The sequence below is a fragment of the Streptosporangium sp. H13245 genome, assembly GCF_055690525.1.
In genome coordinates this window covers 12762-34642 of the sequence record NZ_JBSZKT010000045.1, presented here as the reverse complement: position 1 = coordinate 34642, position 21881 = coordinate 12762, and the positions used below count along the sequence as shown (strand labels likewise).

At 70.6% G+C, this 21881-nt stretch carries 20 protein-coding genes and 1 riboswitch; of the genes, 11 read left to right on the top strand and 9 right to left on the bottom strand.

Going from position 1 to position 21881, the window contains the following annotated elements; translation table 11 throughout:
* Positions 1-7 precede the first annotated feature (7 nt).
* Complete coding sequence (locus ACW9TB_RS35465; protein WP_472752489.1) at positions 8-445, top strand: DUF4267 domain-containing protein; 438 nt, start codon at positions 8-10, stop codon at positions 443-445.
* Positions 446-528: 83 nt separating this feature from the next.
* Positions 529-724: riboswitch (cobalamin riboswitch) on the top strand.
* A 45-nt stretch (positions 725-769) separates the two neighbouring features.
* Positions 770-1564 carry a (2Fe-2S)-binding protein gene (locus ACW9TB_RS35460; RefSeq protein ID WP_472752488.1) on the top strand — a complete coding sequence of 265 codons (795 nt, stop codon included), beginning with the start codon at positions 770-772 and terminating at the stop codon, positions 1562-1564.
* A 47-nt stretch (positions 1565-1611) separates the two neighbouring features.
* Here ACW9TB_RS35460 and ACW9TB_RS35455 read toward each other — a convergent pair whose 3' ends face one another.
* The 6 genes from ACW9TB_RS35455 to ACW9TB_RS35430 form a co-directional block, all read right to left on the bottom strand.
* The gene (locus tag ACW9TB_RS35455; protein WP_472752487.1) at positions 1612-2487 is read right to left on the bottom strand and encodes an SDR family oxidoreductase; all 876 of its coding nucleotides are present in this window, start codon (positions 2485-2487) and stop codon (positions 1612-1614) included.
* Positions 2487-3233 carry a GOLPH3/VPS74 family protein gene (locus ACW9TB_RS35450; protein WP_472752486.1) on the bottom strand — a complete coding sequence of 249 codons (747 nt, stop codon included), beginning with the start codon at positions 3231-3233 and terminating at the stop codon, positions 2487-2489. The genes ACW9TB_RS35455 and ACW9TB_RS35450 overlap by 1 nt, the downstream gene beginning before the upstream one ends.
* A 128-nt stretch (positions 3234-3361) precedes the next feature.
* On the bottom strand, positions 3362-4120 hold the full coding sequence (locus ACW9TB_RS35445; protein ID WP_472752485.1) for a helix-turn-helix domain-containing protein: 759 nt from the start codon (positions 4118-4120) through the stop codon (positions 3362-3364).
* Between the two features lie 97 nt (positions 4121-4217).
* Positions 4218-4535 (bottom strand): hypothetical protein, encoded by a 318-nt coding sequence (locus tag ACW9TB_RS35440; protein ID WP_472752484.1) that lies wholly within the window; start codon positions 4533-4535, stop codon positions 4218-4220.
* Between the two features lie 264 nt (positions 4536-4799).
* Positions 4800-5486, bottom strand: a complete 687-nt coding sequence (locus ACW9TB_RS35435; protein ID WP_472752483.1) for an SDR family NAD(P)-dependent oxidoreductase — start codon at positions 5484-5486, stop codon at positions 4800-4802.
* A gap of 53 nt (positions 5487-5539) precedes the next feature.
* Complete coding sequence (locus ACW9TB_RS35430) at positions 5540-5932, bottom strand: ester cyclase (protein ID WP_472752482.1); 393 nt, start codon at positions 5930-5932, stop codon at positions 5540-5542.
* 273 nt (positions 5933-6205) lie between these two features.
* Here ACW9TB_RS35430 and ACW9TB_RS35425 point away from each other — a divergent pair, with 273 nt between their 5' ends.
* Positions 6206-6790, top strand: a complete 585-nt coding sequence (locus ACW9TB_RS35425; RefSeq protein ID WP_472752481.1) for a dihydrofolate reductase family protein — start codon at positions 6206-6208, stop codon at positions 6788-6790.
* 268 nt (positions 6791-7058) lie between these two features.
* Here the strand turns inward: ACW9TB_RS35425 and ACW9TB_RS35420 are convergent, their stop codons facing one another.
* The 3 genes from ACW9TB_RS35420 to ACW9TB_RS35410 form a co-directional block, all read right to left on the bottom strand.
* Entirely contained in the window at positions 7059-8066 is a 1008-nt protein-coding gene (locus tag ACW9TB_RS35420) for an RNA polymerase subunit sigma-70 (protein WP_472752480.1), read from the bottom strand.
* 297 nt (positions 8067-8363) lie between these two features.
* On the bottom strand, positions 8364-8972 hold the full coding sequence (locus ACW9TB_RS35415) for a TetR/AcrR family transcriptional regulator (protein ID WP_472752479.1): 609 nt from the start codon (positions 8970-8972) through the stop codon (positions 8364-8366).
* 114 nt (positions 8973-9086) lie between these two features.
* Entirely contained in the window at positions 9087-9467 is a 381-nt protein-coding gene (locus tag ACW9TB_RS35410; protein WP_472752478.1) for a winged helix-turn-helix transcriptional regulator, read from the bottom strand.
* Positions 9468-9595: 128 nt separating this feature from the next.
* Here ACW9TB_RS35410 and ACW9TB_RS35405 point away from each other — a divergent pair, with 128 nt between their 5' ends.
* From ACW9TB_RS35405 to ACW9TB_RS35370, 8 genes are all read left to right on the top strand, one after another.
* Positions 9596-10000 (top strand): RidA family protein, encoded by a 405-nt coding sequence (locus ACW9TB_RS35405; protein WP_472752477.1) that lies wholly within the window; start codon positions 9596-9598, stop codon positions 9998-10000.
* A 645-nt stretch (positions 10001-10645) separates the two neighbouring features.
* On the top strand, positions 10646-12025 hold the full coding sequence (locus tag ACW9TB_RS35400) for an FAD-binding oxidoreductase (protein ID WP_472752476.1): 1380 nt from the start codon (positions 10646-10648) through the stop codon (positions 12023-12025).
* Between the two features lie 134 nt (positions 12026-12159).
* On the top strand, positions 12160-12465 hold the full coding sequence (locus ACW9TB_RS35395; protein WP_472752475.1) for a PadR family transcriptional regulator: 306 nt from the start codon (positions 12160-12162) through the stop codon (positions 12463-12465).
* Positions 12462-13340, top strand: a complete 879-nt coding sequence (locus ACW9TB_RS35390) for a hypothetical protein (protein WP_472752474.1) — start codon at positions 12462-12464, stop codon at positions 13338-13340. Before ACW9TB_RS35395 ends, ACW9TB_RS35390 begins: the two co-directional genes overlap by 4 nt.
* A gap of 29 nt (positions 13341-13369) precedes the next feature.
* Positions 13370-14197, top strand: a complete 828-nt coding sequence (locus ACW9TB_RS35385; RefSeq protein WP_472752473.1) for a hypothetical protein — start codon at positions 13370-13372, stop codon at positions 14195-14197.
* A gap of 144 nt (positions 14198-14341) precedes the next feature.
* The gene (locus ACW9TB_RS35380; RefSeq protein ID WP_472752472.1) at positions 14342-15823 is read left to right on the top strand and encodes a cryptochrome/photolyase family protein; all 1482 of its coding nucleotides are present in this window, start codon (positions 14342-14344) and stop codon (positions 15821-15823) included.
* A 964-nt stretch (positions 15824-16787) separates the two neighbouring features.
* Positions 16788-17699: a multicopper oxidase domain-containing protein gene (locus tag ACW9TB_RS35375; RefSeq protein ID WP_472752471.1), complete on the top strand. Its 912-nt coding sequence runs from the start codon at positions 16788-16790 to the stop codon at positions 17697-17699.
* A gap of 217 nt (positions 17700-17916) precedes the next feature.
* The gene (locus tag ACW9TB_RS35370; RefSeq protein ID WP_472752470.1) at positions 17917-21843 is read left to right on the top strand and encodes a ThuA domain-containing protein; all 3927 of its coding nucleotides are present in this window, start codon (positions 17917-17919) and stop codon (positions 21841-21843) included.
* Positions 21844-21881: the final 38 nt, after the last annotated feature.

Sequence of the window (21881 nt, the reverse complement as noted above, 5' to 3'; positions counted from 1 at the left end):
GAGAATCATGTCGCTGAAGAACGTCAACACCGCCCTGGCCACCGCCGGTGCCCTGTTCATCCTCTACATCGGGGTGTCCTACGTCCTGACCCCCGAGACGTCCGCCCCGGACTTCGGCCTGCCGAGCTGGCCCTCCGGCGACGGCGACGGCTTCCTGGTACTGAAGGGCATCCGCGACATCGTGTCGGGCCTGGTCATAGGCGTCCTGCTGCTGACGGGCCACCGCCGGGCCCTGGGCTGGGTCCTGCTGGTGGAGGCCGTCACCCCGCTCGGCGACATGGTCAACGTACTGGCCCACCAGGGCTCCACGGCCGCCGCGTTCGGTATCCACGGCCTGACCTCGGCGCTGGTCGCGGTCACCGGCCTGCTGACCCTCCGCGAGACCGGCAAGGCCCGTAGCGCCCACGAGGCCGCCGCCCCGGCGCCCGCCGTACGGGCCGCCTGACGTCCGTACGCCCCGAAGGGGTGGCCCGGCCACACGGCCGGGTCACCCCTTCGAACGCGGGAAGCGCACCGGGTGGTGCGCGCTTTGTCGTTGATGGGTGGTGTGCGAGCATGGTCGGCGTAGGCGAGCGCGGAACGAGGAAGCCGGTGTGAATCCGGCGCGGTCCCGCCACTGTGATCGGCGAGCGAACCCCGACGAAGCCACTGCCCGGGACAACGGGTGGGAAGGCCGGGAGGAGCGTTGACCCGAGAGCCAGGAGACTCACGCGGTCGCCACCTCGCGGAAGTTGGGGCGGATCTCCCCAAGAGAGGAACGGTGCTCGCCATGCCTGGACCCCGGCCCGGACTGCCGCCCGCCGCACCGTCGGCGGTGTCGGCGGCGGTCGCCGACGTCTCCACGATCAGCGGCTACTTCGACCTCGGGATCGGCCCCGCCGAGGAGGGCTGGCGGCCGCTCACCGACCTGCTGACCGGCCCCGGACCCCTGCGGGAGCGGATCACCGACGTCGCCGGACGCCTGGGAACCGACGAGCTTCGGATCGCGGCCTCCATCCTGTTCCAGGGCCTGGCGGCCCGGCTGTGGTCACCGGTCATCGGCGCGGCGGTGACGCACGACCTGCTCCTGGACCTGGACCCCGCCCGCGTCCACTGGCGGGCGGCGCCCAGCGGGCCGCTGCCACTGCGGGCCGAACGCCCGACCGGCTGGCAGGTCCTCGACCCCGCCCGGATCGCCGAACCGCTGCACCGCACCGTCCTGACCGAGCTGCTGGAGCCGCTCGCGCGGACCGTACAGGAGATCGTGAAGATCGCCCCCGGCCTGCTGTGGGGCAACGCCGCCTCCGCCCTGGCCGGAACCATCCGGACCGTCGCCCGCCAACGCCCCGAACTCACCGCGCGAGCCGTCGCGCTCGGCCGCGAACTGCTCACCACGGGAGTCCTCCGGGGCAGCGGCGACCTGGTCGAACCCGCCCCCGGACAACCGTTCTTCGTCCGGCGCAGCTGCTGCCTGTACTACCGCCTGCCCGAAGGCGGCAAATGCGGCGACTGCGCCCTCATCGACCCCGACACCCGCCGCGAGCAGTGGGCGCTGACCCTGCGGCAGGCCGGAGAACCCGCGTGAGCCACGACGAAGAGCGGCACGCAGGGGCTGTCCGGTCGCCGCAGCCGTCACACCGGTTCGGACGGGTCGGACGAAAACCGGGAGAAGGCTCGCCAGCGCCACAGGTAGCGGGGGAGCCGCCGGAGGGCGACGGGCCGGGGCCAGTCACCGGCCCGGAACCACGCCTCGGCACCGCCGTCGACGACGATGACGCTGCCGCTCATGAACGCCGCCGCGGGCGAGAGCATCATGATCACCCAGTCGGCGAGGTGCCCGGGGTCGCCCACCTCGCCGACCGGGTTGGGAAACGAGTGGAACGCCCTGGCCGCGAGCGGGTCCGCCAGTTCCTCGTCGAGGATAGGAGTCTTCACCGGTCCCGGGGCGATCACGTTGAGCCTGATCCCGGCCCCGGCCCACGCCGGGGTCACCGCCGCCCGCCGCGCCCAGTCGGTCACCGCGAGCTTCGACGCCGCGTAGGCGAAGTTGGGGGCGGCCCGCCCGTACATCCGCGCCCTTCGCACCGCCCGGTCGATGTTGCCCGCGCGGATGGCGCGGAACACGTGCCGGGGCACCGCGGGCATGACGGTCGGCGAGTTGCTGCCGAACACCACGGCACGGGCGTCGCCGCTCGCCGCGAGCGCGGGCCGCAGGGCGGTCAGCGGCTCGACCGAGCCCAGGTAGTTGGTCTGCGCGATCCTCCGTACGCGGCCGGGGCCGGGCAGGGGCCCGATCCCGGCGGCGGCGACCGCGCCGTCGAGTACGCCACCGGACCGGTCGAGTATCCCGGCGGCCGCCGCCGAGCGGCCTTCGGGGGTCGCGAGGTCGGCGACGACGTCGACGTCACGCAGATCCACGCCGATCACGGAATGCCCGGCGGCGCGCAGCCGCTCGGCCACCGCGGCGCCCATCCCCGACGCCGAACCCGTCACCGCGTAGGTGCCCATCAGTCACCACTCGGGAGGACGGCCGCCGCGACGATGACGTTGCCGACGATGGTCGCGGTGACGGTGCGCGCGACCGCCTCTGCGGCGGCCCCGGCTCCCCAGTTGCCCTGCTCAAGCTGCTTGGCGCGGGTGATCACCGGAGAGGTCCAGGGGATCTCGCGATGGAACTGGGGCAGGGTCCCGCTTCCCGAGAGCAGCGCCCCGAGGGCGGCGACCCGGCGCCGGGGTTCCGCGCCGTCGACGAGGACGTCCCGTACGTCGGAGAGGAGGCGTGCCCGGCGACCGGTTCCGCCGTCCTCAAGGACCTTCGTGTCGAACAGGCCGAGCGTCCTGCGGCTCGCGCGCCGGATGTCGCCGCGTTCGACGAGCCGGTCGAGCAGCGGGCCCCGCAGGGTCGGCCCGATCGCGGCGAGCGCCGTCTGGACACCCCGGGGTTTTTCCGCGAGGTAGTCCCACGCGGATCGCAGGATGCCGTCCGACGGCGGGTGGTCCGCGACGGCCTCCACCCGCGTCGATCCGCCCCGGCCGGGAACGGTACGCACATGCCCGCCGAGCCCGAGATCGGCGAGCACCGCTCCCGCGAGGATGTAGAAGAGCGTGTTCTCGCCCGCGATGATCCCGGTGCCCCGCGACCCGGCGTCCGGCTGGAACAAAAGCAGCAGGAGATCCTCCGCCAGGGTCGGTGCCCCGAGCGGTTCGGCCTCGGTCCTGTCGCCGGTCACGGGTTCTCCGGGGTGCTCGGCCATCGGTCCTGCCTTTCGAGGGAGGGGCGGGGTACGGGTGGCTCAGGCCATCGCGGCCGTGAGCATGGACCACGAAGGCCGAGGACTGTCTCGACGTGCCCCCAAGGAGAAACCGTGTTCCGGGAACAGGGTCAAACGCGGTCGTCGTCCGCCTCGCGCGCGACGCGCAGTTGTTCGTGGGCGAGAACGCTCGCGCGGTGCAGCACGTCGATCTGGGCGGTGTTGTAGAGCTCGGCCACCGCGTCGAGGAAGGTCTGCCGCGTGACGTGCTCGCTCTTCGACAGATGCGTCGCCGGGTCGCTCAGCCAGGGGTAGTCGACGAGGTGCTGGGCGAGGGTCGGCGCGAGCTTCTCGGCGAGGCGCCGCCTGGTCGCCTCGTCCGCGTCGGGGGGCAGGGAGTCGATGTCGTCGCCGATGGGGTCGGTGTCGGCCTCCACCATGTGCCGCAGATCCGCCATCGCGTCCTCGTCGTACAGCTGCCGGTAGATGTGGATGATCGACCTGTCGGAGCCGGACAGGCGCGCGGCGACGGACTCGAACCCCGCGGGGGTGTCGGCCGGCGCGCTGTCGCGCAGGATGGTCGCGATGTCGGACCGGGCGCGCTGCAGACGCTCGATGTCGGCCGCGAGTTCGGCGTCGACCTGGCGCAGGGCTTCGGTGGTGACGTCCCCGCCCGCGTCCGCGCCGATCTCGCCGATCCGGGAGAGCGGCACTCCCAGCTCGGTGAGGCGCCGGATGCGCAGCAGGCGTACGAGCTCCCGCACGCCGTACTGTTTGTAGCCGTTGTATCGGCGTTCCGGCTCCTCTAGCAGGCCGAGCCGGTGGTAGTGCCGGATGGTGTTCACCGTCGTACCGGCGAGTTGCGCGAGTTCGCGGGTGCTCCAGGTCACCGTCGTCTCCTTCCCGCGCGTACGGGATGTCGAGTGTCGAGCGGGGCTACCGTACGGGCAGCGGCGTCTCCTTCCCGCGCGTACGGGATGCCAGGGGTCAGCGGGGGCGGCTGAGGGCGGCCTCGGCCAGATCCGTCCATTTCTCGACCGCGGAGTGGGGCACGACCACCCAGTCCTTCATCACCCTGCCCCGCCCCGAGGGGTCGAACAGGGACGCCCCGGCCAGCTGGAGCGCGACCGCGTGTTCGGGGGTGTCCCTGACCAGCCGGAACACCATCGCGCCGTCACGTCGCAGGCTCGCGAACACCTTCCCCGCCCGGTCTTTCAGCGCGGGATTCCCCATCATCGAGGAGACCCCCACCCCCAGGTCGGCCAGCTCGGCGCCGACCTGCCTGAAATCCTCTTCAGCACTCATCGTCAGTCGGCCCCAAACTCCGTGGCGGCATGGTCGAGCGGCTCATCGTGGCCGGGGCCCCTCCCGCGTGACGCGATCGCCCCGCCTCCCCGCTTCCCCGCAAACACGGCGATCACGCTAGCCGTCCTGACCGTATCGATCAAGGCGGGGTGCGGGGTACCGGCCATGCCGAGTCCGCGGTCGAACAACGCCCGGCTCCGCGCGTGACCGCGTCACCGGCCGCCGACGGTGGCCGAGCCGCTGTCCGGTCAGGGCCGGGTCCGGTTACCAGGGCAGTTCCCCGGTCTCGTCCTGGAAGGTGCCCGTCGGGCCGTCCACGTCGAGAGTCGCCAGGCGTACGACGGCCCTGGCGCTCTCCTCCGGCGATCTTCCGATCCCGAAGGCCGCGGTCATGTCGGTGGCCGTGGTGCCGGGCTCCAGCGCGTTGAACTTGATACCGGGCTGGGACTTGGCGTACTGCACCGTCAGCATGGTCGCCGCCGCCTTGGACGCGGAGTAGAGCGCCAGCGGCAGGTTGAACTCGGGCCTGTCGGGGTTGTTCACCGCCCAGAACGATCCGGCGCTGCTCGATACCGTGACCACGGTGGGGTTCGAGGACTTGCGCAGCAGGGGGAGCGCCGCCTCCGTGACGCGTACGATTCCCACCGCGTTGGTGTCGAAGACCCGCAGGGCCGTGGGACCGTCGAGGGGTTCGTTCCCGAGGATGCCCGCGTTGTGCACCAGGACGTCGAGCTGTCCCTCGGCCGCCCCGATCGTCGCCAGCGCGTCGCCCACCGAGGCGTCGTCGGTCACGTCGAGCCGCACGAACCGTGCGCCGAGGGCGGCCGCGGCCTTCTCGCCCCGCTCGATGTCGCGCGCACCGAGGTAGACGATGTGCCCCAGTTCCAGAAGTTGTCTGGCGGTCTCGAAACCGATGCCCTTGTTGGCCCCGGTGATCAGTGTGACGGTCATGCGTCGTTTCCTCTCGAAGTGTTGGGTGTCTCCACGTCGCCAGCGCCGAAGAGTCAGCCGGCAAGCTGCCGGAGTAGCTCACCGGCGTCGTGCAGGGCCGTCATGTGCACGAACCGCCCGTCGCGCACCTGGTAGATGGCGTACTCGGTGATCTCGAACGAGGCGCCGGTGGGTTTCACGCCGAGCCACTCCTTCACCGGCGTACCCGTGTTGACCAGCCGCGCGGCCAGGCGGTCACCGTCGAGGAGCAGTTCCTGAAGCTCCCAGCGCAGGTCCGGGACCGCGTCCACGTCGGCCTTCTGCACGGTGATGAGGTCGTCCCGGGTGGCGGGCTCGCCGTTCAACGTGGTCCGGTCGTCGATGAACTCGTCCATCCGGTCGAACCTGTGGGCGTTGAGCTCACCGATGTAGCGCAGGTAGAACCCGCGCAGATCACTGTCGGACACCAGATGCCCCTTTCTGTATGGCAGTCGTACGGCACCGGGTGAGGCGATCCCGGCGCCCGCGGGAGCCGACCCGCGCCGACTTCCGCATCGATCGATGCGGAAGTCCACCGTAGCACGTTCCGCATCGATCACTTCAGAAAGGTGTGGAGACGGGCGACCGCGACCGGCCGTCATGCGAACGCCACGGCCCGCGGCGCGCGGATCGCGCACCGATGAGGTTTCCGCGCCGCGACCGTCTGTACGTGTGAGATCGACTCACGAGAGGCTGGCACGATGCGGAAACTGATCTTCGGCATGAATGTGACCCTGGACGGCTACATCGCCGCGCCCGGCGACGACCTCGGCTGGAGCGGGGGAGAGGGGCCGGACTCGTCGTCGAGCGACGAGCTGTTCCAGTGGTGGTCCGACCGGGTGGGGGCGACCGGCCTGGCGCTGTACGGGCGCAAACTGTGGGAGGCGATGAGCTCCTCCTGGCCGACCGCCGACCAGCGGCCCGGCGCCACCCCGGCGGAGATCGAGTTCTCCCGCCGCTGGCGGGACATGCCGAAGGTGGTGTTCTCCTCGACGATCGACAAGGTCGACTGGAACACCCGCCTGGTCACCGGCGACGCGGTCACCGAGATCACCAGGCTCAAGGCCGAGGACGGCGGCTTCATGGACATCTGCGGTGCCACCCTCGCCTCGGCGGCCATGCGGGCCGGGCTGATCGACGAGTACGTGCTGGTCACCTACCCGGTCCTGGTGGGCGGCGGCACGCCGTTCTTCACGGCGCTGGACAGCTGGGTGAACCTGACCCTGGTGGAGACGCGGACGTTTCCCGGCGGCGTGCTGCTGACTCGATACGAGAGGAGGCGATGAGCACGGGCCGAGATCCTTCCCGGTGTGCTCACCATGACCCTCGGCTGTGAGGGAACCTTCCTCGCGTTCCGGGTGAGCTGTTGACCGGCTCGCCGGAGACGAGGACGACGGCGTCGTTGATCATGACGATGTTCTTCGGGGCATGAGGACGCCCCGCCGGTGACGCCGGCGGGGCGGTGGTGCTCAGCTGGCCGGGGTGCTCATTCCGCGGTGACCTCGGTGACGGCGGCCCGTACGCTGGATTCGTCGACGACGGGGACCTGTCTGATCACAGCGTCGCGGGCAGGCCCAGCCATGGCTTGTCGGCGGCGTCGAATCCGGTGAGCTCGGCGATCTTCCCGTCGACGATGCGCAGGACCGCGATGGCGAACAAACGGTATTCCGGGTCGCCGGGGGTGCGGAGGTACAGCGCGGCGGCGGGCATGCGGTTGACCGTCGTGGTGGTACAGCGCCAGTCGTCGTGACCGTGCTGGAAGAGCCCGCCGGAGACCCAGCCGTCCACCGCGTCCTTGGCCGTCACGACCAAGGTGCCCGACTCGGGCAGCATCGCGAAGCGCAGGTCGTCGCGCAGCAAGGCCGTCAGCCCGTCGAGGTCGTTGCGCTCGTGGGCGTCGATGTACGACTTCACCACGTCGCGCTCGTCATTCGACAGCTCGTGGGTGGCGGGGCTCCGCCAGTCGAGGCGGCGGTCGGGCAGCTGCTCGCGCATCGTCACGCGCGCCCGCTGCAGTGCGCTGGTCACCGATGCGACGGTCAGCTCAAGGGTGTCGGCGGCCTTCGACGCGGGCCAGCCGAGGACGTCGCGCACGATGAACACCGCCCGCTGCCGCGGCGGCAGGTGCTGGACGGCGACGATGAACGCCAGCTCGATCGTCTCCCGCGCCACCACCGATTCCTGCGGGTCCTCCGGGAGCATCCGGTCCGGGTACGGCTGCAGGTACAGCATCTCGGAGCCGGGGTCCGGCAGCTCGGATGACACGGGTGTGCGGTCGTTGCGCTTGTCCAGGAAGTCGAGGCAGGCGTTCGTCGCGATCCGGTACAGCCAGGTCCGCAGCGCGGCGTGGCCCTTGAACGACTCCCGCTTGTTCCACGCTCGCAGGAACGTCTCCTGCGTCATGTCCTGGGCGTCCTCGTAGTTCGCGAGCATCCGGTAGCAGTGCACCTGCAGCTCACGGCGGTGACGCTCCGTGAGGAGCGCGAATCTCGCCTTGTCGTCCGAGCGGACCGCCGCGATGAACGTGGCCTCGTCGTCGCCCAGTGATCTAGCGTCGGTCATGGTCGTCAATCCTTCCACCGGTGCGAGGGGCTACCAGAACTGACGACGTGGCGGAGGATTTCTGATCGGTGGAGCCGCTGACGCCAGGCCGTTCGTCAGGCCGGGTCGATCCAGGGGACGTGCTCCGGGCCGGGCACCCCTCGATTTATTTTTTGAGGATCACTCGCGGGACGACGTCCCCGGCGGCGACACCCCTTCATGCGTGCAACTGAGGAGATCAGAATAACCGCAGGTCAGGCATATCAGTCCGACGTTTCCTGAGAACCACGGGACCCCGGGTCGGCGAGGCCGCGGTTCTCAGCAGGGCGGCCAGCCGCGCAGGGCGGCGTCGGCCACGTCCTGGAGTTCGTCGCGGCCGACGCCACCGGCGGCCTGTACGGCGATGCCGTAGGCCAGGGCGGTGACGTAGCGGGCGAGCAGTGCCGGGTCGGCCTCCGGCGGCAGGTCGCCGTCGTCGACGGCTCGTTCGAACCGTTCCCGGATGCGGCAGTAGCCGCTGTCGCGCCACGTGACGAGGAGGTCGCGGGCCCCGCGGCTGGAGTCGCCGGTGGCCAGGGCGCCCTGGACGCCCAGGCACCCGTTGGGACCGGTCGGGCGGGTGGTGGTCCGGACGGTGCCCGCGAAGATCGCGGTGACGACGCCGAGGGCGGTCGGCTCGTCCAGGGCTCGGTCCAGGTAGGCGCTCGGGCCTTCGGTGTAGCGCTCCAGGGCCTTGCGGAAGAGCTCCTCCTTGTTGCCGAAGGCGGTGTACATGCTGGTGGTGGAGATGCCCATCGCGCCGGTCAGGCTGGCCAGGCTGGCCCCCTCGTACCCCTGCTCCCAGAACACCAGCAGGGCGCGTTCAAGCGCCTCGTCGGCGTCGAATCCCCGCGGTCGGCCGGTCGGGCGGCGCTGTCTGGTCTCCACCCCCGCAGTTTAGCTCTTCCGCAACGATCGATGCAGAACAGGCCGCCCTCCACTTCCGTATCGATCGATGCGGAATCGGAACGAGCCTTTACTGAACCGGATCCAAGGCACCTCTCAGGCGTCGAAGCGCCTGCGGGCGGTCTCGATGTGGCCGAAGTACCGGTGGGTCCAGCCGCAGATGAGATCAACCGTCGCGCGCAGGGCCTGGCCCGGCTCGGTGAGGGTGTACTCGACTCGCGGCGGCACGGTGGGATACACCTTCCGCACGGCCAGGCCGTTGCGCTCCAGCATGCGCAGGTTCTGGGTGAGCATCTTGTGGCTGATGCCCTCGACCTCGTCGCGCAGTTCGCTGAAGCGGAGGGTGCGCTCACCGAGAGCCTCGATGATGAGCAGCGCCCACTTGTTGGCGACATCCGAGAAGATCTCCCGCGCCAGGGAGTCCTCGCGCCTCAGGTCCGCCTCGTCGGCCGTGCCTGCGAACTGCTTGGTCACCATAAGGTTCCCCAGTCTCTAAAAAGTGCGTTCTTCCACGTCAGTGAACACTCTCCTATGGTTTCCGAGTAACCACAAGAGAGTATTGGGGCCCTGCGGCGCCCCGATCACATAGCCGACCAGGAGATCTCATGGCTGTTTCGCTCATCAACCCCGACGGGCATGTCCAGGTCCCGCTCTACCACCACGTCGCGGTGGCGCGGGGGAGCAGGCAGGTCCACGTCGCGGGACAGGTCGCCTGGGACGAGAACGGCGAGCTCGTGGCACCGGGCGACCTCGCCGGGCAGGTCGCCCAGGTCTACCGCAACGTCGCCAAGGCGCTGGACGCGGCCGGAGCGACGTTCCACGACGTCGTCCGCGTCACGTGGTACGCCGCGGGCTGGAAGAGGGAGATGTACGACGCCTTCAACGCGGGCGTCGAACAGGCGGCCCGCGAGTTCGACATCGCCACGCCACCGGCCGCGCTGATCGGGGTGGACGTGCTTTTCGAGCCCGGCATCCTCATCGAGGCCGAAGTCACCGCGATCATCGAATAAAGCGGTCGCACCGGGTACGGCCTCGGGTTCGGCGACCGCGAGCGGGAGCCGTTCCCGGCCTCCGGGCGCCGGTGCCGCCGCGCCTGACCACGTCGTCGAGCGTGGTGACGTGCCGCGTTCCCTGATCTCGTCCGCGGCGGCCCCGGCGAGGCTTCGACGATGCGTGAGCGGGTCGCGGCGCCTCTCCCCGCCCCGGTTCCGGGAAGAGAGTGACTCGCCACGCGTCACCGCGCACTCGCCGCCGAGGTGGTCCAAATCGTCGTACCCTCCTGGTAGTTCGAGGTCAAATACAAGCATCGCCGTATAGTTTGACGCCTTACTATCAGACGTGTAATCATCTCTGGCATGAGCGAAACACAGAGGAGCGGCCCGGGTCCGGTCCCCTGGTGACCCACCCGCAAGACGCCGAGCCGAGAAGGCGTCGTCCCGCTCGCGCGAGCTGGCCGCCGACGCCCCGGCCTCGACGGCGATCTCCCGGCGGCCCGCCACCCCCTGTCCGAGCAGCATGACTCCTCCGTCGCGCTGCTGGAGGACGCGGCGTGCCGGACGGCACCGTCGTCCTCACCCGCCCCCGAGACGTACCTCTCCGAGCCCTCCGCCCAGTTCATCGCGGGACCGGCGAACCCCCAGAAGGAAGCGGTCATCATGATCCTGACCGGATCGAGGAACACCTCCACCCTCGTACGCCGTCTGCGCGCGGGCTTCGCCGGTGCCGTGCACCTGCCCGGCGAAGCCGGATACGAAGAGCACCGGCGCCCGCTGTTCACGCCGATCGACCAGCGGCCCGCGCTGGTCGCCGAGGCGACCGGCGCCGAGGACGTACGAGCGGCGGTCGCGGCGGCTCGGGACGCCGGGCTGGCACTGGCCGTGCAGGCGACCGGGCACGGCACCCACGCGCCCTGCGACGGCGGCCTGTTGCTGAGGACGTCCTCCATGGGCGGCGTACTCCTCGATCCGCGCCGGCGCGTCGCCCGCGTCGGCCCCGGCGCCCGATGGGGCCAGGTCACGACGGCCGCCGAGCCGTTCGGGCTGGCCCCCGTGTCGGGCTCGCACGCCGGTGTCGGCGTGACCGGGTACACCCTCGGCGGAGGGCTGGGCTGGCTCTCCCGCGCGTACGGCTTCGCCGCCGACAGCGTGCTGCGCGCCCAGGTCGTCACGGCCGACGGGCGGCTCGTGACCGCCGCTCCCGACAGCCACCCCGACCTGTACTGGGCGCTGCGCGGCGGAGGCGGCAACTTCGGCGTGGTCACCTCGCTGGAGTTCCGGCTGCACCCGGTGGCCCAGGTCTTCACCGGCACCGCCTGTTTCCCGGTCGAACGCGCCGGAGAGATCGTGGCCTTCTACCGGGACTGGATCACCGGGCTGCCCGACGAGCTCAGCACCGCACTGTCACTGACCTCGATGCCCGACGCCCCGGAGGTGCCCCCGGCCGTGCGCGGCCGACGCGTCCTGCGGCTCAAGGCGCTGTACGCGGGGAGCGCCGACGAGGGTCGGCGGCTGCTGAGGCCACTGCGGCGAGCCGCGGGCCCGGCGCTCGTCGAGGACTTCCGCACCACGCCGTACGCCGGGGCCTCCATGGGGGGCATCGCCCCCGGCCAGGTCGAACTCCTGAAGGAGCTGCCGGACCCGGCGATCGCGGCGATCATACGCTTCGCCGAGCCGTACGACGGACCGGCCGTGGAGATCCGGCACTGGGGCGGCGCCATGGGCCGCCCCGGCCCCGGCGCCGGGCCGGTCGGCCACCGCGCCACCCGCCTGTCGGTGATCGCCGACGCCGGTTCTCCGGCCCTGGCTGACGCCCTGCGCGCGCACACCGGCGGTGGGGCGTTCCTGAACTTCCTGCACGACCCGGCCCGGACCGCGGACGCCTACACCGCCGCCGACCACCGGCGGCTGAGCGCCCTCAAGCGCCTGTACGACCCTGACAACACCTTCGGCGTCACGCACAACATCCCGCCGTCGCCGCCCGTCGCCGCCCGTCCGGCGTCATCGAGGCAGGCTCCCTCTCCGAGGGTTCCCGCCTGAGGGCCGGTCTGCTTGATGGTGGCGAGCGCGTAGCCGCTCGGTGAGCCCGAGCGGGCGGGCGACGGTCCGCCCGCCGGTTGCGATACTCCGTTCAACAGAGTATGTTTCCGGCTGTGCCAAGAAGATCATCAGAAGTGAGCGAGCCGATGTACTTCGTGCTCGCCGCGCTGCTCGACGGTCCGCTGCACGGCCACGCGATCCTCAAGCGGATCGGCGAGTTGTCGGCGGGCCGGGTCCGGCCGACGGTCGGCACCCTCTACGCCATCCTCGAACGCCTCGCCGCGCGCGGGGTGCTCACCGTCGACCGTGAGGAGACGGTCAACGGCCGGGTCCGCCGCTACTTCCGGATCTCCGACGAAGGGACGGCGATCGTCAGGAGCGAGGCCAGGCGCATGAACGAGGCGGCGGCCCTGGTCCTCAACCGCGAGGCCCTCGCGTGACGCGGCTTGAGCGGCGTTACCGCAGGTTCCTCCTGGCCTATCCCGCGGGCTACCGCAAGGCGCACGGCGACGAGCTCATCGACATCCTGCTCGACACGGCCGAGCCGGGGCGGCACACGCCCGAGGTCAGGGAGGCCCTGGGGCTGCTGACGGGCGGGCTGCGCACCCGCGTCGAGCACGCGGCGGCAGGGCCCGCCTGGCGCGACGGCCTGCACCTGGGGGTCGCCGCGCTGGCCGTCGCCAACCTGGCCGCGTTGCTCCCCTTCGTCACCGCGATCCCGCTGTGGATCGCCCTGTCCACCCTCACCGTGCTGGCCGTCCTGCGGGGGCGGGTACGGCTGGCGCTCCCTCTCCTGCTTCTCACCGGGGCGAAGGCCACGGCGATCGCGGCGGGGGTGCCCCTGTTCGACCACGTGCTGATGCCGATCACCTCGGGTCCCCGGTCGGCCTACGGGCTGTTCGCCGGAACCGGCCCCCAGGTCGTCGCCCTCTCCTACGGGCTCACCTTCGCCGGATCGCTCGTGCTGGCCGCGAGCGCCCACCCGCTGAGGGCGCGCTCCTGGTGGTGGCTCGCGGTCGCGCCCGCCCTCTGCGCGGGTCCCGTCCTGATGGGCGAGTCGGCTTTCCCCGTCGGCATGGTCCGGACGGTTGTCGAGCTGGGGCTGCTGGCGGCGGCGGTCTGCGCGGCCCGCACGGCGAGAGACCCTCGCTGGGGCGTGGCCGCGCTGGTTCACCTGCTGTCGGTCACCGTCGCGCTCGCCGAGCACGGGCCGTATCTCACCGTGCGGCATCTCGCCTACTGGGCCCTGCTCGCCCTTCCCGCCGTCACCGCGGTCCTGGTGGCGCGCGAACACCGCAGAACCGCCCTGCGCTGATCCCGGCGCATCATCTCTTTGGAGACCTCATGAAAGTGTTCATGGCCGCCCTGGCGTTCGCCGCACTGACCGGGTACGCCCCCGACCCGCCAAAACCTGCCGCTCCGACCGCCGCCGACGCGGGGCAGGAGGCGAAGTGGAAGATGGAGCGGCTCAAGGCCGCCTGCATGAAACAGAAGGGCTTCAAGTACACCCCGTTCGTCATGCCCGAGCCCAAGGAGACGGAGGCGCAGAAGAAGATGGCGGCCGGTGACTACGCCGCGGCCAAGGAGTTCAGGGCGAAGTACGGCTACCGGATCTTCTCCCAGTTCGTCTACCCCAACGACCCCGCCTCGGGCGCGCTGATCATCGAGGAGGGCAGGCAGGATCCCAACCCGGGGAGCCGCATGAACGAGACGCAGTTCAACGCCTACAAGGCGGCGGAGAACGCCTGCATGGTCAAGGCGTTCAAGGCGGTCCTGAACAAGGACGTGAAGGACCGGATGGACCTGTTCGAGATGCACATCGGCCTCAGGAAGCAGCTCATCACCCGGCGGCTCGACGGCGACGCCGAACTGGTGCGCCTGGCCACGACGTTCGGCGGCTGCCTCAAGGGCAAGGGCTACGCGATCACCTCGCTCACGCCGAGCGACCTGGCCGGCAGAGGGGAGAAGGCCATGCTGGCGCAGGTCACCAAGATCGGGAAGCAACAGGGAAAGTCCTGGCCGGACATCACGGTCGCGCAGGCCAGACCGTACCTCGCCAAGGAGATCAAGGACGCCCTCGAAGACCTTGAGTGCGGCAGGAAGTTCTACGCGCGCTACTCACCCATGAGGGCGGCCGTCGACCAGGAGGTGAACGCGCGGCTCCCGTTGTGAGCCTGATCCTCCGCCCACCCGCCGCCTGAATCCTCGGCCAGGACCCCAGGGCGGGCGCGGCAGCCTCGCTGGAGCCGTACCGCACGCGGTACGGCTCCAGCGAGGCGCGCGGGAAACGGCGCGCCGAGCGGCCAAGATGGCGGCATGGGGGAACACGGCAGGCGATGGCTGTTCGCCGACCAGCTCGGAGACCACTTCCTGGACTCCGATGACCAGCCGGTGCTGCTGGTCGAGGCCAGGTCGGTGCTGCGGCGGCGGCGCTACCACCGGCAGAAGGCGCACCTGGTGCTCTCGGCGCTGCGGCACCGGGCGGCCGAGCTGGGCGACCGCGCGCTGTTCCTGCGGACCGGTACCTTCGCCGAGGCGCTCGGCCGCGCCGGTGGCCCGGTCACCGTCTGCGGGCCCACCAGCCACGCGGCCGACGCGTTCGTCCGGGGCCGCGCCGAGGTGACCGTCCTGCCCTCGCGCGGGTTCACCAGCACCGCGCGGGAGTTCACCGCCTGGGCCGAGGGCAGGGACGGCCACCGGCTGCTCATGGAGGACTTCTACCGCGACGCCCGGCGCCGCCTGGACGTGCTCATGGACGGCGACGAGCCCGCCGGAGGCCGGTGGAACCTCGACGCGGACAACCGCGAGCCGCCGCCCGCCGGAGGGCTGGACGTGCCCGGCCCGTGGACGGCCGAGGAGGACGAGATCGACGAGCGGGTGCGCCACGACCTCGACCGGTGGGAACGCGACGGCGAGATGTCCTTCGTCGGGCGTGACGGCCCGCGCGTGTTCCCCGCCACCGTCGCGGAGGCCCGTAGCGCGCTGCGGCGCTTCGTCCGTCACCGGCTGCCCGCCTTCGGCCCGCACCAGGACGCGATGCTCGCCGACGACCCGTTCATGGCCCACAGCATGCTCTCGCCCGCCATCAACCTCGGGCTGCTCGACCCCATGACGTGCGTACGGGCCGCCGAGGCCGCCTATCGGGCGGGCCGCGCCCCGCTCGCGAGCGTCGAGGGGTACGTGCGGCAGCTCATCGGCTGGCGCGACTACATCTGGCACCTGTACTGGCACTTCGGCGAGGACTACCGCCACCTCAACCGGCTGTCGGCCCGCACACCGCCGCCGACCTGGTTCGAGGAGCTGGACGCCGGTGCCGTCGAGGCGCGCTGCCTGTCGTGGGCGCTCGCCCAGGTGCGCGACACCGGGTTCACCCACCACATCGTCCGGCTGATGGTGCTCGGGAACTTCGCGCTCCAGCGGGGGTACGACCCCGCGCGGCTGACCGACTGGTTCCACCGCTGCTTCGTCGACGGGTACGACTGGGTGATGGTGCCCAACGTGATCGGCATGTCGCAGCACGCCGACGGCGGCATGCTGGCGACCAAACCGTACGCGGCCGGGGGCGCGTACATCAACCGCATGAGCGACTTCTGCGCGCCCTGCCGCTACCGGCCCTCCCGGCGGACCGGCGAGGACGCCTGCCCGTTCACCGCGGGCTACTGGTGGTTCTTCGCCCGCAACCAGGAGTGGCTGGCCGCCAACCCGCGCACGGCCCGCGGCGTGCACGGCATGCGGCGGCTCGACGACCTGGACGAGGTGTGCGCCCAGGAGGTCGCACGCGGCGACGCACCCCCCTGACCCCGGTCGGGCATGACGACCCGGGGCGCCGACACACGGACAGATCCCGGCCAGCACCGGGGTCTGTCATGCCGTGCCGCCGTCGTACGACCTGCCGGGGCGGTGGTCTCCCGCTACCGTCCGGCCGCCGTCCCCTGCCGGGGAGCTGTGCGTCCTGGACATCTCAGACGTCACGCCCTCCACGGGCTGACGATGATTCCGCGCGGATCACTGACGGAATCTCCGCGCTCAACACGCACACAGGCGCCAGGTGGACGCGAAGAGGTCCAGCCTTCCCGGCCTCGGCGCCTTTGGCGTGAGCTTCGACGTAAGCCCTGAATCGCTGCGCGACGGGATCGGAGCGGCTGGGCGCCGTGTCCGGCCCCTGCGAGTCCTCGGCAGCCCCACGCTATCCATCCGAAGGGGGCGTATGGGGCGCGGCGGGGGACGAGCCGATGGCCGGTACGGGTGGTGACGGGCCGTCGGCGGGAGGGCCGCCGAGGGGCGGTGGCAGGACGGCGGCGGGTGGCCGAGTCGGTGTGGGCGTGGGCGGATTCACCATGCGGACTCACCATACGGAGCGCGGGGAGGGGCGCCTGGAGGGACGGCGACAGGGGTTGTGGGGCGGGGGGAGGCCGGGAAGTTCGATCTTGGGATCACGGTAACAGCCCACATCCACCTTTGGCCAGATGTGAACAGAAGTTCTGACTCTTCCAGTGATACTTCTTGACATTTCGCCGAAAATGGAGCGTACTTCGATCGAATGTCGATCTCACTACCCCCTGCAGCACCACCGATCACGACGCGACCGGTCCAGGCCTAGACCCATGTCGCGCGCGAAAGCAGTTCCCGAGCACCCGCAAGTCACCCTCACGCAAGCGTCACCGATTGGGGAACCATGACCGAGGTAGGCAGAGGCATGGCGAGAAGCCTGCTCTCCCGGCGTGCCTTCACCACGTCCGCGGCGGCTGCCGCGTTGGCACCATTGGTCACAGCGAATCAGACCGAGGCGTCGGCCCAGGCCGGTACGACCGGCACGACCACGGGCGCGGTCCGCCGCATCACCCTGTACGCCGAGCGACTGGAGGACGGCCAGCTGGGCTACGGCCTGGAGCCCGGCAAGGCCACGATTCCCGGGCCGCTCATCGAGATGGTCGAGGGCGACACCCTTGAGATCGAGATGGTCAACAACCTGGACGTGACGGCGAGCCTGCACGTCCACGGGGTGGACTACGACGTGGCCAGCGACGGTACGAGACTGAACGAGAGCGTGGTCGAGCCCGGAGGCCGGCGCACCTACATCTGGCGCACCCACGCGCAGGGCCGGCGCGGGGGCGGCGCCGGCATCGAGCCGGGCAGCGCGGGCTACTGGCACTACCACGACCACGTGGTGGGGACCGACCACGGCACGGGCGGCATCCGGCGGGGGCTGTACGGCCCGCTGGTGGTCCGGCGGAAGAAGGACGTCAGGCCGGACAGGACGTTCACCGTCGTCTTCAACGACATGACGATCAACAACCACCCCGCGCACCACGCGCCGGAGTTCGTCGCCAAGGTCGGCGAGCGGGTGGAGTGGATCGTGATCACCCACGGCGAGTTCTACCACACGTTCCACATCCACGGGCACCGCTGGGCCGACAATCGCACCGGCATGCTGGAGAGCCTCGAGGATCCGAGCCGGATCATCGACACCAAGATCACCGGGCCCGCCGAGTCGTTCGGCTTCCAGCTGATCGCGGGCGAGCGCGTCGGCCCGGGGGCGTGGATGTACCACTGCCACGTCCAGAGCCACTCCGACATGGGGATGGCCGGCATCTTCACGGTGACGGACGCGGACGGGAACGTACCGGGCCAACCGGGTGGCGGTCACCCGGGCGGTGACCACACGGGCCACTGACGGCCGCGCACGGCCCCGGTCGCCCCCAGAGACCGGGTCCGGGCGCACCGTGCCGTACGAGCACGGCCCCACGCAGACATCGACACCCCGGACCGCGGCCGACCCCCGAACTCGTCCGCGAACGGCCCCGAACCCCCCTCGATCCCAAGGAGCAATGATGGGTCGAACAGGCTATTCGTCACCCCGACCACCCGCCTGGCGACGCGTACTGATCACGATGTCGAGTGCCGTCCTGCTGCTCGGACTGGCGGCCCCGACCGCCGTGCCGGCCCAGGCACAGGCCCCCGCCCCGGCCGCCAAGAAGCCCGCCGTGAACGTGCTGGTCTTCAGCGGCCAGGCCGCCCAGCAGGACGACCCGGTACGGGCGGCCGCGACGGCGATCAGGGAACTGAGCAAGAAGAACGGGTTCTCCGTCGAGGAGGCCCAGGATCCGGCGGTCTTCACCGCCGACAACCTGGCGCGGTTCCGCGGCGTGGTGTTCCTGTCCGCCAACGGCGTGAGCCTGGACGAATCGCAGCTCGCCGCCTTCCAGGCGTACATCAGGGGCGGCGGCGGGTTCGTCGGCGTCCGCGACGCCGCCCGCGCGCAGGTGGACTCGGCCTGGTTCACCGAACTGATCGGCACCCGTCCCGTCGGCGCCCTCCCCATCGCGGAGAAGGTGACGGAGACCGCGGCGAGCGCGGAGAACCCGCCGAACGAGACCAAGGACAAGGCGTTCGACGGGGACAACGACACCAAGTGGCTGGCCAGGACGTCGACCGGTTGGGTGCAGGGCAAGCTGGAGAAGTCCGTCGCGGTGGCGCACTACGCGCTGACGTCGGCCAACGACTCCGCGGGCCGGGACCCGAAGGACTGGACCCTCCAGGGCTCGCAGAACGGGACGACCTGGACGGATCTCGACAGGCGCAGCGGGGAGGTCTTCTCCCAGCGGTTCCAGAGCAAGGAATACAAGTTCGAGAACACCACGGCGTACCAGTACTACCGGCTCAACGTCACCGCGAACGGCGGTGAGCCGCTGACCCAGCTCGCCGAGCTGCGGCTGTTCGGGCCCGACTCCGCGCCTCCCCCCGTGGCGAAGGAGCAGAAGGCCGTCGTGGACATCCTCGACCGAGGGCATCCGGCGAACGAGGGACTTCCGCTCACCCTGTCGCGGACCGACAAGTGGCTGAGCTGGAACCCCAATCCGGTGGGCAAGGTCCACACGATCGCGCAGGTCGAGGAGTGGACCTACAACCCGAGCATGAACGGCAACGGCCCGTTCCATCCGGTCTCCTGGTGCCGTGACTACGACGGCGGCCGGTCCTTCTACACCGGCATGGGCGGCACCGCGGCGAGCTACACCGGCGACACGCAGTTCCGTACGCACCTCGCCGGTGCCATCCGGTGGGCGACCGGCATCGTCCGGGGCGACTGCCAGGCGACCATCGCGGCCAACTACGCCACGGAACGGCTGACCACGCCGAACACGCAGGGCCAGCTCGACCAGATCGGCGAGCCGCACGGCCTGACCATCGCGCCGAACGGCAAGGTGTTCTACATCGGCAAGGCGGCGTGCGCCACCGGCCCGATCGCCAGCTGGACCGACCCGAAGGTGGGCCTCGGCTGCGGCACCATCCACCAGTGGGACCCGAGGAACAAGCAGGTCAAGCTGCTCACCACGCTGCCCGTCATGGGCAACCGCGGCAGCGGCGACGAGCTGGTCAAGAACGAGGAGGGCCTGGTCGGCATCACCCTCGACCCGGACTTCGCGGAGAACGGCTGGATCTACGCGTACTGGATGCCGCACGCGTCGATCGACCGGGACAGGCGCATCGGCAAGCGGACGGTCTCCCGGTTCGACTACGACTCGCGGACCCAGACGATCGACCAGAGCAGCCGCAAGGACCTCCTGCAGTGGGACACCCAGATCCACAGCTGCTGCCACGCGGGCGGAGGCATGACCTTCGACGAGGACGGCAACCTCTACATCGGCACCGGTGACAGCAACTCCTCCGGCGGATCCAGCGGTTACTCAGGGAACAACTGGACCCAGGACTACAAGGGCACCTCCTTCCAGGACGCCCGCCGTACCTCCGGCAACACCAACGACCTCAACGGCAAGATCCTCCGCATCCACCCGGAGCCCGACGGCACCTACACGATCCCCGAGGGCAACCTGTTCACCGGCGAGGAGGAGGGCGGCGGCAAGAGCCGCGCGGAGATCTGGGTGATGGGCGTCCGCAACATCGCGCGGCTGCAGTGGGACAAGAAGAACGACTGGATCACGGCCGGCTGGGTCGGCCCGGACGCCAGCGGCCCGAGCGAGACGTGGGGACCGGCGAAGTACGAGACCGTGACGGTCCTCACCTCCGCCGGCAACCAGGGCTGGCCGTACTGCATGGGCGACAGGCAGCCCTACCGCGACCGCAGCAACGGCAACGCCACCCAGCCCGCCGAGTGGTACGACTGCGGCAACCTGAAGAACACCTCGCCGCGCAACACCGGCCTCGTCGACATCCCGCCGGCGCGCGACAACATGATCTGGTACTCGCCGCAGGGCGGCGGCCCGGTCTACCCGAAGCGGCAGGACGGCAGCGGTCTCCCGACGTACAAGCAGGGCGAGGAGACCCTCACCATGCCCTACCTCAAGGGCGGCGGCCAGGCGGTCATGTCGGGCCCGACCTACCACCGCTCCCAGACCGACACCGCCAGCGGGGTCGCGTGGCCGGAGTACTGGGACAACAAGTGGTTCATCGGTGACCAGTCCAACGGCAACAACCGCGTCGCCGTGACCGTGAACCCGGAGACCGCCAGGAACGCGGGCCGCCCGGCGTTCGCCGAGGACCTGCGGAACATCATCCCGGGCGGCGGCGGCGCCAACCAGCTCCAGTCGTGGATGGACGCGAAGTTCGGTCCCGACGGCGCGCTCTACATGCTCGACTACGGCAGCGGCTTCTTCAGCCTGCACGCGAACCAGAAGCTGGTCCGCGTCACCTACAAGGGCGGCCCGGCGACGCCGAACCCGGACGCCGCCGTGGCGCGTCCCGCCCGGCAGAACGCCGAGCCCAGGACGATGACGTTCTCCAGCGCCAAGGCCGGTGGCGTGGCGTGGGAGTGGAACTTCGGCGACGGCGGCGCGCCGTCGAACGAGGCCGACCCGACGCACACCTACGCCGCCTTCGGCACCTACGAGGCGACGCTGAAGGTCACCTACGCCGACGGCGAGCAGGCCACCGGGAAGATCCCTGTCACGGTCGGCTGCGCCGCGCCCGACGCCCGCCCGACGGTGCAGCTGCTCGACGCCCTCACCGGCGTGCGCAACAAGGCTGCCGGTGGCGGCTGCACGATCAACGACCTGATCGACGACGAGCGCGACTGGAAGAACCGCAACCAGTTCGTCCAGCACCTCGACACCGTCGTGAAGCAGCTCCTCAAGGACGGCGTCATCACCGCCCAGGAGGCGGAGGCGCTGCGTACCGCCGGTGCCAGGTCGGAGGTCGGGAGGGTGAGCGGGTACCAGCCCATCTTCGACGGCACGGCGTCGTCGCTGCTGGGCTGGAGCCAGGCCCCGTCCGGGCGTTTCGCCCTCCAGGCGGACGGCACGATCCGCAGCTCCGGCGGCCTGGGCATGCTGTGGTACTCCGACAAGGCGTACGCGGACTTCTCGGTCCGGCTGCAGTTCCGGGACAGCTCGCCCGACCCGCACCGCGCCAACAGCGGCGTCTTCGTCCGGTTCCCGGACCCGAGGACCCCGCTGGAGCAGCGTCCCGCCGGAAGCTGCGGCACGGTCGGCTCGGCGCGCACGTCACCCGCGTGGGTCGCGATCTTCTGCGGCCACGAGATCCAGATCTACGACGGCGACACGGGCGAGCCGCAGAAGACGGGTTCCGTCTACAACTTCTCGCCCAACAGCCTGAACCGGGCCGGGGCGACCCCGAAGGGCCAGTGGAACGACTACGAGGTCCGGGCCGTCGGCCAGCACTACACGATCATCCGCAACGGCACGGTGATCAGCGAGTTCGACAACACGCCGGGCAAGGCGTCGTCCCGCGCCGGTGACCCGCCCACGGACCTGCGCCAGTTCATCAGCGGGTTCCTCGGGCTGCAGAACCACGGCAACAACGACGTGATCGACTTCCGCAACATCCGCGTGCGCGAACTCTAGGACGGTTCACCGGCCGGGTGCCGGGCCGGGGGAGCGTT